Source organism: Stieleria maiorica (genome assembly GCF_008035925.1).
Taxonomy (GTDB): Bacteria; Planctomycetota; Planctomycetia; order Pirellulales; family Pirellulaceae; genus Stieleria; species Stieleria maiorica.
Genome location: NZ_CP036264.1, coordinates 2,951,876 through 2,964,616 on the forward strand (window position 1 = coordinate 2,951,876; position 12,741 = coordinate 2,964,616).

General features: G+C 59.7%; 6 protein-coding genes. All 6 read left to right on the top strand.

Going from position 1 to position 12,741, the window contains the following annotated elements; translation table 11 throughout:
- The first annotated feature begins 4 nt into the window (after positions 1-4).
- Positions 5-5,875 (top strand): hypothetical protein, encoded by a 5,871-nt coding sequence (locus Mal15_RS10190; RefSeq protein WP_147867658.1) that lies wholly within the window; start codon positions 5-7, stop codon positions 5,873-5,875.
- Complete coding sequence (locus Mal15_RS10195) at positions 5,875-7,116, top strand: prenyltransferase/squalene oxidase repeat-containing protein (RefSeq protein ID WP_233903391.1); 1,242 nt, start codon at positions 5,875-5,877, stop codon at positions 7,114-7,116. Before Mal15_RS10190 ends, Mal15_RS10195 begins: the two co-directional genes overlap by 1 nt.
- Positions 7,113-7,850, top strand: coding sequence for a bacillithiol biosynthesis deacetylase BshB1 (gene bshB1, locus Mal15_RS10200; protein ID WP_147867659.1), 738 nt, complete (start codon positions 7,113-7,115; stop codon positions 7,848-7,850). The genes Mal15_RS10195 and bshB1 overlap by 4 nt, the downstream gene beginning before the upstream one ends.
- A gap of 370 nt (positions 7,851-8,220) precedes the next feature.
- Positions 8,221-9,831, top strand: a complete 1,611-nt coding sequence (locus Mal15_RS10205) for an alpha-L-fucosidase (protein WP_147867660.1) — start codon at positions 8,221-8,223, stop codon at positions 9,829-9,831.
- Positions 9,832-9,845: 14 nt separating this feature from the next.
- Entirely contained in the window at positions 9,846-10,898 is a 1,053-nt protein-coding gene (locus Mal15_RS10210; RefSeq protein WP_147867661.1) for an aldo/keto reductase, read from the top strand.
- A gap of 237 nt (positions 10,899-11,135) precedes the next feature.
- The gene (locus Mal15_RS10215) at positions 11,136-12,575 is read left to right on the top strand and encodes an MFS transporter (RefSeq protein ID WP_147867662.1); all 1,440 of its coding nucleotides are present in this window, start codon (positions 11,136-11,138) and stop codon (positions 12,573-12,575) included.
- Positions 12,576-12,741 lie beyond the last annotated feature (166 nt).

Consider the following 12,741-nt stretch of genomic DNA (forward strand, 5'->3'; position numbering starts at 1 on the left):
AACAATGGCAACGGCACGTGAACACGCAATGAACCGAACCGGTCTGGATCCGATCACCCGACGCACGCTGGCCGCATTCCGGCGTCGGCGGGGGATGCTGTTGGTGGCCCGGGCGATCGGTGTCGCCCTGCTGACGTTCATTTCGCTGACGCTCCTGTTGGCGACCTTCGACTACCTGTTCTTCTTTCGTGACACGATCCGCTGGCTGCTTAGCATCGGGATCTATGCCGCCACGGCGGCGGTGATGTGGTTGTCGGGGTTGTCTTCGTTGGCCAAACGTGATGAACTTGAAATCGCCCGCCATGTCGAAAGCGTCGCGCCCCACCTGCGCGAAAACCTGGTCGCCGCGGTCGAACTGGCCGATCCGGCCGGCAGCAACGGTTCGCCCTATTTCCGTCGGCTGCTGCAAAGCCGCGTTGCCCGGCGGATCGCTAAAGTCGACGTCGGCGAAGTGCTGCCGCTCCGTCTGGTCCGCCGTTGGGTGCTCAGTGGAACCACGGTGGCGTTGTTGTGTATCGCGTTGATGTTCATCCCGTCGGCTCAATTCGGCCGCCGATTCGCTCGCGCCGCCCTGCCGGGGATCGCCATCGAGCGGGCGTCTCGCACCAAAGTCACGATCCTGGAGCCCTCGCCCCCGTCCCGCTATGTCGCCGAGCGTGATGCGGTGGGGGTGATCGTCCGTGTCCTTGGCGCCGAAGCGGACGACGTAATGTTGCATTGGCGGAGCGCCGATGGAACATCCGGCGAATCGATCATGACGCCGCGGATGGACGCCTCTGCATTTCGTCCCGGGGCGGATTCGCAAGTGACTGGTGGTTCAGATGACGCCGCCGGTGCCACCGTCCAGGACGCTCCCGGAACGCGATTCGCAGCGAATCTGTCGGTCGGTTCGGTCCCGATTCAATATCGCATCACCGCCGGCGATGCGATCACGTTGTGGCACGAACTGACACCGTTGCCACGCCCCCATGTCGTGCGTTACGAAAAACATTATCGGCTGCCGACGTACGCCAAACTGGATGACCGCAGTGCGGATGAAGAACACGGCGATCTGAAGGCATTGCAGGGAACAACTGCCGAAGTCATCGTGACGTTTGACCAGAGCGTCGAAAACCCGGTCGTCCGATTCGGCGTCCGTGGGGCGCGCAGCGATATGGAACCGGTCGACGAGTCGGGAACGAAGTTCTTGACCCGCATCTCCATCAAGACCTCCGGTCAATACCAAGTCGACGCGACCAGCGTCCGCAGCGGTTTGGACAACCCGTTCAGCCCGACCAACATGATCATGCCGGTCTTGGACACGCCGCCGATCGTCCGCTGGTCCGATGACACGCAACCCAGCCGATTGGTCTCGTCCCTGGACGTGATCGAACTGTCTGCTTCGGCCGCCGACGATTTGCCGCTCGAGCGTGTGCTGCAAGAAGTCCAAGTCAATGGCGGACGGTTCGAATCGTATCCGCTGCCCATCGATGTTCCCGATCGTAAACTGGATCTCAACTGGTCGTGGGACATGCTGCATCGTTTGGGCGAATCATCGCAAACGCCACAGTTGGCCGCCGGTGACCTGGTCAAAACCCGATTGGTCGCCATCGACCGCCGTGGCGCCCGAACCGAATCGCCGGTGATCGAGTTTCTGATCGCCGGCGACGGGTTCGATGCGGATCGTCATCAGTTCCTTGCTCCCTTTGCCGATCAGATCGAGCGGATCATGAAGTGGTCCCTGGAATCCGAAAAATTGGCCAACGAGCTGAATGCAATCGGCGATTCGGGCGACTTTCAGCCGATCAGCGATGTTGTCACGCGTTGGAAACCGCTGCAACAGGAATCCGTCGCGCTGATCAAAAGCTTGACCGAAACGCTCTCCGCCACACAGAACACCGCCAGCGCTTCGAATACCGAATTGGTCGGCCGAGCAATCTTGGACATCGAGACGCGATTGGACGGCCAGATCAAACAGCTGCAATGGCTGGGCGAACATCAAGAAAACCTCTGGAGCAAGGTGCACAAAAAACATCTCGCATCGATCGGTCGCGATGCGAAACAAACCGCCTATCAATCCGATCGGCTGAGAGGATTTGCCCAGGCACGGTTCGGACTCGCACTCTCCGCGTCACTTTATTCCGACGCCAGCATGTTGCGTGACGGCGTCATCCGTCTGGTCGACGATCTGCCGCGACAGCGTTTACCCCGCTACTTGACCCTGGTTGCGGGCCAACTGGCCGAAATCGACCGGTTGATCCAGCAGTACGAACCGTTGCTCTCGCCGCAACATGCACAACATCTCGCCGGTGACCATTGGTCGCGCTGGTCGCAACGTTGGGGCATCCAAATCGAAACGCTGCTGGAGGACCAGGCAAGCCGAGACCAAGTCTATGCGGTCTTGCAATCGCTCCGCAAAGAAGTCAACGACAAGCCACAATCGCTCGTTTATTCCGAGACACACGACGCGGCGTTGCGCTGGGGACGTGATCTCCGCAAAGAAATGCGGTACCTGGCCGATTTGACGCGTGAGTTGGCAGACGCCGGGCGGGCTTGGAAATCCGCCGAGTCCGCGGCCGAACGTGATCGTAATGCCGAGGACGCGATCAAAAGCGGTTTGGACGTCCAATGGAATCGACTCCGTTGGCAGACACAGCTGAACCGTTTGATCGTGCGAGCGGCCGGGCAAGAGAGACTCAATCGTGCCAAGTCAAAGGTCGATTTGCAGTATGCCGCCGATCAAAGCCTGTTCGTGCGAGCGATCAAGAACGTGACCGAAAATGGGTACCAGGATTACGATCAAGAGCCGGCCGACCGGGTGCTGAATGCCATCGCCGGCGCGATCGGCGTCTTGCAGGCGACCAGCGACATCGCCGCGGCCCGCGAAGACTGGTTGTCGATCCGCGAAGGCGAAGGGCAAAGCGATTCGTCACCGCTGCGCAAGATCTACCATCCCGTCTGGCTCAAACTCCAGGACGTTCGCGTCGAATTGGGCGTCCGCTATCTACGCCAGTCCAACGTCGATTCGAAAGCCGCACTCGGGCGCATCGACGCGACGCGGCACAACGACGATCACAACCAAGCCAATGCCCGCATCGATCCCCGGCGTTGGAGCATGGACAAATTCCTGTCCGCTGAAAAGTCCTTGCAATCGCTCGCCCGCGACCTGCAGATCGGCCTGGATGATTTGGAGGCAGACCGTGACCAGGCGCGCGACGTCCTGGGCCGCTACGTGTTGACGCTCGCCCAGCAGGCACGGCAGGCTGCTGAAGAAGCCGACCAGGCCAAACGGGCGACCGACGCCCGCGCAGACGCCAGTGAGGAATCAGCAGAAGACGTTCGACCGGAGCAAGACGAAGCGATCGAAAAGTCGACCGAAACCATCGGGGCGCTGATCGATCAAGCCAACACGACCGACATCGTCAACGACGAACAGCGAGAGGTGGCGCGCGATGCCGACGCCGCCGCCGAATTGATCGCCGAAGCCGTCCAGGAAACCAAAGAAGCCCTCAAACAGGCCGAATCGGCGACCTCCGAACAGCAGCGTGACGATGCCCTGGAATCGGTCGAAGAAAAACTGACCGAACTTTCCCAGCGGCTGCAGCAAACGGCCGAGCACTTCGAAAAAATCGAACAGGGCCAAGATGTCTCACAGTCCCGTCAACAGTTGCGCCAGGCGGAAGCGGAACTGGACGCCGCCGATGCGCTCAGCGAGCGATACGAAAACGCCGAACAAATGGCCGAGGCCGCGAAACAAGACCCGCGTGAATTGCTTCGACAGCTCGAAGAGGAGCTTCAACGTAACGAACCGATGCAAGAAGCACTTAGCGACATCGCCGCCGAAACCGTCGACGAGGTCGCTGACAACCTCAGGCAGGCCGCCAAAGAAGAAGACGCGCTGCAACGTCGCCTGGAATCCGAAGACAGTGCATTCGCCGAACAAAAGCGTCAAACACAATTGATGCTGGACGAATTCGTCCAGCGAGCCAAAACGCTCCGCGACCGGACTCTGGCCACCGCATCCAAAGCCGCCGGCTGGGCCAACGAACCCGAGACGCAGAAATCGATCGAAATGATCCGCGAACAATTGAACGATTCCATCAACCGGGTCGAACAAACGTCGCGGGGACAACCGACGTTAAGCGAATTGCAATCGGCCACACGCCAAATGCAGAACGAAGTGAATCAGGCCGCCCGGGCGACAGAACAATCCGCCGCACAATTGGCCCAAGCTGCCGACAAAGACCTTCACGGTGACAAACAGAGGCGAAACACCAGCGCCGAATCGATGCGGCGCAACGAAAACCAGCTGCGAAACAATGAACTTCGCGCCCTCGACCAACAACGCCAAATATGGTCGTCCACCGAAGAAGACGCCGGTCGACGTGTCCGCAATGAAGAACAAAAGAAACGCGCCGCCGAAAATGTGATCCGGCGCGAGCAGGATCAACTGAAAAAGAATCCCGACAACGATTGGCACCGACGCGAAATCGAAAAACAACAAGACCTGCTGGAACAGGCCGACCGGGCGATCCGGCAGACCCGCAACACGAGAGAATTGGCGACAGAGCGTGGCAAGCAGGCCGTAAAACGGGCCAACGCAATCAATCAGTCCAAAGCCGCGCCGTTGGACAAGCCCAACCCGGCGGCAGAGTTGGGCCAAAAAGTGGCGCAAGACGCATCGGATCGGTTGAAAAACCTGGCCGATGAATTGGCACAACTCGCCCAGGATTCCGACATCGAAACCGACCTTCGCGCCACATCCGATTCGGCGCGAAACATCGCCGATCAACAACAACGGGTCGAAAGTGACGTGCAAACCGCGGCCGATGATTTGGCACGCGCGTCGCGCCACGAAGCTCGTCTGGAAAACGATCCAGCCGCCCAACAACTTGCCCAGGCAGCGAAGCAAATCGAGCAGGTCGCCGGCCAAGCGGCGAAACAGGCCGGCGAAGATTTGGGGCGGTCGGTCGACGAAAGCCAACGATCTGCCGATGCCGCCCAATCGCTTCAGCAGGCGGCCGAAAAGATTGCCGACCAAGCCGAAGCGATTCAGTCGATGACCGGTCAGTCGCAATCGCCGGACGGACAGGCTGATTCGTCGCAAGGGGATCCCGGGCAACAAAGCAGTCCGTCAGAGAGCGCCCCCGCAAGTGCTTCGACAGCTAGCGCCGACGCGACGCAGTCACCGAGTCAATCGTCCGGGCAGTCGTCGGGCCAGTCCGCGGGACAGACGGCATCCGGCAATCAATCCGGGGAGCGCGGGCAACCGTCGGCCTCCCAACCCACGCCCCAGCAAATGGCGCAAACGCTCGACGACCTGGATCGCTCCTTGGCTGACGGCGCCTCGCCGCCGGGGCAACCGTCCGATTCACAACAAGCCTCAGCATCCCAACAGTCCTCGGCTCAACAGCCACCCGCTCAATCGTCCCAGGGCAATCAAGGGCAACCCTCTGACAGCCAGTCGGCCGTCGGCAAACCCGGTGGCGAACCCTCCGGTCAGGGCCGCCTCGGTTCGGGCCAGCCGCCGCAGAGCGCTGTCGAAGCGTCACCGACACTCGCTCAAATGTTGGAAGCCCAGATGCAGCAAGCTGCACGCGAGCGTTTGAGAAGTTTGCAGCAAGCACAAGCCGGCGAGCAACCCGGCCAACCGCCCAGCTCCGATCCCTCGTCTCCCAATCCGGTCTCGGAATCCGGCCAGGGCGAGATGCCAGACGGCCCCGACGATGTCGATTTGATCCAGGGTGCGATCGCCGATGGTGATTGGGGCGATCTTCGCCGCCGCGGCGTCGATGATGCGGCGCAGGGTCGATCGATCCAGATCCCGCCCGGTTACTCGCGCGAGATCAAAGCCTACTTTAAAGCGCTTTCCAAACGAGCGGCGGAGTCGAAGTGATGCCTCAAAGAAAACGTCTGGATGCCAGCCCGACGCGTGAGCGAGGGGCACCGCGCAGTACCTTCCCTACGCATGCGAGCTCGAATCAACAAGCCGGCCGGTGTCCGAACGCCGCCAAGTCGGATCGAGCCGTTGCGACGCCCGCCAGAGTGTGGACGGTCCGCCGCCGCGACCTGTTTGCACTCGCCGGCGCGGTCACGGGGCAATGGGCTCTGTCGGCCGCTGCCCAGGAACCGCCATCGATCGACAACCTGTACATCGACGACGAACTGGACCAGGCCTGTGACCGCGCGATCGATTTTTTGCTCCGCAATCAACGCTCCACCGGCGCGATCACCGACCGCGGACACGAACTGGCGCTGACCTCGCTGGCGATCATGGCGTTGGCGGCGGTCGGCACCGAACCGGCCGAGCCCACCCGCCGCGGACGCGCCATGCGCGCGGCGTTGGATTTTGTCCTCGGACCACACCACCAAAACGAAGCCGGCTACTTCGGTGCCCACGACGGTTCACGGATGTACGGCCACGGCATCGTCACGCTGATGTTGACCGAAATGCTGGGTATGGGCGCGAGCGCCCAGCAGAACGAGATCATTCACGACCGGCTGGAGCATGCGCTGCGATTAATCCTCTCGTCGCAAGCGGTCCGCAAAGAACGCAAGCTCGAAGGCGGATGGCGGTACTCGCCGCAGTCCCGTGACAGCGACCTGTCGGTTTCGATCTGGCAACTGATGGCACTCCGCTCGGCAAAGAATGACGGGATGAACGTGCCCGGCGAATCGATCGAACAAGCTTTGCAATACCTCCGCAATTCCTTTACCGGCCGACGCACCGCAACCGGTGTCGGCGAAGGCGGATTCAGTTACACGCCGGGACAGACGCGTCCTACGTTCACCATGACCGCGGCGGGATTGCTGGCGATGCAAGTCTGTGGACAATACGACGCGCCCGAAGTGGCCGCGGCGGCCGATTGGTTGCTCGGGTACGAACCCACGTCGGACGAACGCTACCTGTTTTACGGACTGTATTACTACGCCCAGGGCATGCATCAAGTCGGCGGCAAATTTGCCGAAAAGTCCGGCCGCGTCGTCTCCACACTGCTGTTGCCGCGGCAACGCCGCGACGGATCGTGGATGGCGCCCGGCGGTGAAGAACGGAACGTCGGCCTGGTCTACTCCACCTCCCTGGCACTGCTTTCGCTTTCCGTCCGCTACCATTACTTGCCGATTTATCAACGATGACTGAGATCCATACCGACGGCCCCGAGGCGATCGGTGACATCGCCCCACTTGATTTTCTGGTCGTCGCACCGCATCCCGATGATGCGGAGATCGGCATGGGTGGCACGATCGCCAAAATGATTCGGCAGGGTATGCGGGTCGGCATCTTGGACCTGACCACCGGCGAACCGACCCCGCATGGCAGCGAAGCCATCCGCCGCGCCGAAACGATCCGCGCGAGCGAAATCCTGAACGTGACCTGGCGTGGCAATGCCTCGTTGGTCAACCGCGAACTCCAACACACGCTCGAAGCGCGCAAGCGGATCGCCAGCTACTTTCGAATGTTGCGTCCACGCTGGGTCTTCGCGCCTTACTTTCACGACGCCCATCCGGACCACGTCGTCGCGACCGAATTGATCGAAGCGGCTCGGTTTTGGGCCAAGCTTAGCAAGACCGATATGCCGGGCGAACGGTTTCATCCCGAGCGAACGTTCTACTACTTCTGCGTGCACTTACGCTTGGCCATCCAGCCCAGCTGGATCGTCGACATCAGCGAGACGATCGAGCAAAAAATGGAATCGATCCGCGCCTACGAAAGTCAGTTCATCACCGGTCGCCCGGCCGAGCCGCCGACGATGCTGGACCGCATCGAAACCGACGCCGCCCATTTCGGCAACCTGATCGCCCGTCGCTACGGCGAACCCTTCGCCACCAAAGAACCCCTGGCCCTGACATCGCTGCGTGACATCTTCTAACCGCCCCCGGTTCAACCTCTCCCTCTCCTCATCATTCTGCCCCGCATCATTCTGCCTTCCATCGTCTTGCCCCCATCGTTTTGCCCCGATGGCCCTGATTTGGCAGAATGATGTCGCAATCGCAATTGAGACGCGCACATCGAGCTAGGACATAATCACGCAAAGGTAGCTACCTTCGCCAGAAGGTGGATCCCCCGCGAGCCTTCGCACGCGGAGACAAGGAGTCGATCGCTCTCGCTCGCCCGGCGGCCGGACAGGTTAAAAATAGACATGCAGATGTCAATCTCGGCTATGGGGATTTGATCGGCCTGTGTCACAATGCTAAGCCCTCCCCCACAGCCGCTGACCTGATTTCCCCATGAGAGTTGTGATGACCCTGAGAAGGCTTACGTGTGCCGCGATCGCGTCCACCGCGATCTTTGCCGGTTCCTGTTTCGCTGAGGAACCCCACCCGGCGACGCTTCCGCATCCCGCGGTCGCCCCTGCGGTGGAGAAGATTCGGGCGGTCAACGCAGGCGGAACATTTAAACCGGAGTGGGAATCGCTGGAGCAGTACCAGATTCCACAGTGGTACAAGGACGCCAAATTCGGGATCTTCATCCACTGGGGCGCCTACGCCGTTCCTGCGTTTGGCAGCGAGTGGTATCCACGCCAGATGTACATCAATCGGGATCGCCGCGGGGACAATTTTTTTGACCACCACGTCAACACCTACGGGCCGCACAGCAAGTTCGGCTACAAGGATTTCATTCCGCAGTTCAAGGCGGAAAAGTTCGACGCCGATCGCTGGGCAAAGTTGTTTCAGGAAACGGGGGCGCGATACGTCATCCCGGTGGCCGAACACCACGACGGGTTCCCGATGTATGACTGTGCCTTCACACGTTGGGACGCATCGGAGATGGGGCCGAAACGTGACGTGATCCGCGAACTGTCGGTCGCGGTTCGCAAGCACGGCATGAAGTTCGGTGTCAGCAGCCACCGCGCGTTCAATTGGATGTATTACGTGCGTGACGAGTCTTATGACAACGCGGATCCGCAATACGCCGACTTGTACGGGCGTCCGATGCCGTTCTTATTCGAAAAGGACGCCTGGGACTACCAGAACCGTTTTGTTCCCCAAGATCAACAATTCAAAGACGACTGGTTGGCTCGCTCGTGTGAGTTGGTCGACAAGTATCAGCCCGATGTCTTCTGGTTTGATTTTGGGATCACCCCCGGTGGTCGAACGGTCAACTACCAAGACAATCCGTTCGCGGACCATTTGAAGCAGTTTGCGGCCTATTACTACAACCAAACGTCCGAACAAACCGGTCAGCCCGGAGTGATCAATTACAAATGGGAAGCGTTCCCCGAGTCGGCCGCCGTGTTGGACAAAGAGCGTTCCAAGATGGCCGAGATTCGCAAGCCGTTCTGGCAAACCGACACCGCGGTCAGCGCCAGCTCCTGGGGCTACACCCAGAACCAACGCTACAAGACGCCGGAACGGTTGATCAATGATTTGGTCGACATCGTCAGCAAAAATGGGTGCTTGTTGTTAAACGTCGGCCCCCGCGCCGACGGCACGATCCCCGAGGAAGACCAGGCGATCCTGAAAGAGATCGGAAGCTGGCTGAAGATTAACGGAGAATCGATCTACGAAACGACCTACTGGAAGACGTTCGGCGAAGGTCCGACGTCGGTTTCGACCGGACACGTTTCCGAATCGAAAGATAAACCATTCACCGCGGCGGACCTTCGATTCACCACGCGCGCCGGCGACAGCACGCTGTACGTCACGGGATTGAAATGGCCGGAGAACAATCAAATCACCGTGAAAACACTGTCCAGTAACAGCCAGCACTACGAAGGCGACATCGCATCGATCACGATGCTCGGTTCGGACCAGGAACTGGAATGGTCGCGTGATGAAAACGGACTGACGGTGCAACTTCCGAAGACCAGACCGTCAAAGTACGCTTATGTCTTGAAAGTCACCCAATAGCGGAAGAAAGATTCATGGAACTGAGCACCCAAGGCACGGCGTCTGGCAGGGACGTTTTGCAGATTCCGAAGATCGTTTTCGGAACCAGCTCGTTCGGTAATCTTTACCGAGCGATCTCCGGAGATGCCAAGCGTGAAATCGTCTCTCAGTGGACCGAACACGCGCTGGGTATGGTGACCGTTGATTCGGCCGGCAAGTATGGCGCCGGTTTGGCGCTGGAGTCGATTTCAAAGGCCTTGTCTGAGCTTCACGTCGATCCGGCGGACGTTCTGATCAGCAACAAACTGGGGTGGCGACGCGTTCCGCTGGAAACCCCCGAACCGACCTTCGAACCCGGTGCTTGGGTGGGACTGGAACATGACGCGGTCCAAGACATCAGCTACGACGGTATCTTGCGTTGCTGGCGACAGGGGTGCCAGCTACTTGCCCCCTATCGAGCACAGCTCGTCTCCGTGCACGACCCCGACGAATACTTGGCCGCTGCCACGGACACGTCGGATCGCCAGTCACGCTGGGACGACATCCTGGGCGCCTACCAGGCGCTCGTCGAACTGCGTGACAGGGGTGAGGTCGCGGGGATCGGAGTCGGATCGAAAGATTGGCGGGTTTCTCAGCAACTTGCCGAGCAATGCGACTTGGACTGGGTCATGCTGGCGACCAGTTTGACCGTCTACACGCACCCGAGCGAATTGCTGGAGTTCATTGAATCGCTGCGAGTCAGGAACGTCGCGGTCATCAATTCCGCGGTCTTCCATGCCGGCTTCTTAACCGGGGGCGATTTCTTTGATTATCGAAAAGTCACCGGCGAAAGCGAATCGGATCAATCGCTGATCCGTTGGCGCGACCGGTTTCATCAGCTCTGCAACCAACACGAGGTAACTCCGGCCGAAGCCTGTGTCGCATTCGGCATGTCGCCGCCGGGCGTCGTGGCGACCGCGCTCAACAGCAGCCGTCCCGAGCGGATCCAGCAAAACGTCGCCCTTTGCGCCGCGTCGCCACCGGCGGAGTTTTGGTCGGCGATGAAAGAGGCCGGCCTGATCGATCCCAGCTATCCCTACATCGGTTGAACCTCGTTCCCAGGCCTCGCCTCTGGTCGCTGGTGGCGGGAGCCGTATCTAAAGCGTGTTCCAAGGCGGAGCCTTGGAACGAGTTTAGGCTTCACCTGAAACCTCGATGCCCTCGGGGAACCAACCGGCACCATCGAATCGCCCCTCCTTCACCCGCAAAATCATCCTGCCCCGAATCATTCTGCCTTCTATCGTTTTGCCCCCATCGTTTTGCCCCTCGTCCCCCCAGAACACTCCATGTCATCCTCTTCCTCCGACTCCTCCTCCGGCCAGGCTGTTAGCAAGGTGGTTCCCAGAGAATTCCTGATGGCGTTCATCTTGACCACTTGCTGTTTCGCATTGTGGGGATTTGCCAACGACATCACCAATCCGCTGGTCAAGGTGTTCAAGGAGGTCTTTCAAATCAGCAACACGCAGAGTTCGCTGGTCCAGTTCGCTTTTTACGGCGGCTACTTCACGATGGCGTTGCCGGCGGCGATGTTCATCCGCAAGTATTCGTACAAGGGTGCGATCATGGTGGGCTTTTCGCTTTACGCCGTGGGCGCCCTGATGAGCATTCCGGCCAGCTTGAACACCAACTTTTGGATCTTTATCGTCGGGTTCTACATTTTGACGTTCGGATTGGCGTTCCTGGAAACGAGTTGCAATCCCTACATCCTGGCGATGGGACCGCCGGAGACGGCGACGCAGCGGTTGAATTTGGCCCAGGCGTTCAACCCGATCGGATCGCTGACCGGGATGGTCGTCGCGTCAACGATCATCGCTCCCAATCTGCAAGTCGGTGAGTTTCGTGCCGCGATGGAATCGAAGTCGCCGTCGGCGATCCGATACGTCGAAGCCGACTATCCCGACGGACTACCCGATTTCAAACAAGAGTTCGGTGCACTCGACGGCGCCGTCAGCGCCGGATTGTCCAACATGCAGGCCAACGATCCGGAATCGTTTCTGGCGATCCAACAACACGATCTCGGCGTCGTCCGCACGCCCTATGTCGTGATCGCTGGCGTGGTGATCGGTTTTCTGATCCTGTTTGCGATCACCAAAATGCCGACCTTCGCCAAAGAAGAACCTGATGGGCCGATGGGCGAGGTCGCGGGCCGGTTGCTGGCGAAAGCCCACTACCGTGAAGGCGTCGTCGCACAAGCGTTTTATGTCGGTGCCCAAATCACGTGCTGGACGTTCATCATTCACTACGGGATGGAGCGGGTCGGTCTGACGTTGGCCCAAGCACAAACGTGGAACATCGCGGCGATGGTGATTTTTTTGGTCAGTCGATTTGTTTGCACGTTCATGTTGAAATATTTCAGCCCCGGAAAACTGCTCGCGGCACTCGCGATCGTCGCGATCGCATTCACCCTGGGGGCGATCTGGTTGCCGGGGAAGATCGGACTGACCTGCCTGGTGTTGATCTCGGCCTGCATGTCGTTGATGTTCCCCACGATCTATGGCATCGCGCTGAAGAACCTGCCCCATGAAGAAGCCAAACTCGGGTCGGCGGGGTTGATCATGGCGATCGTCGGCGGTGCCCTGCTGCCGCTGTTGCAAGGGAAATTCATCGACGAGCTCGGCGTTCGCAATTCGTTCTACTTGCCGATGGTTTGCTTCGTCGTCATCGCCATTTACGGAATCCGAACGTTCACCCGTTTCGAGAGCGAACCGGTCGCCGCGGAAGTTTGATTCCCGTGCGGGATCGATCGTCTGTGGTGGCGTCTCGGTGCGTCGGATTGGTCGCCTGCAATCGGAGGTTACCCAAGGATGGCAGAGCTTCTCCACGGATAGCAGGCTGCTCGACATCCGTGGGGACGCCCAGCGATCGGTGGGCTGATATACATCCGTCCCGGGC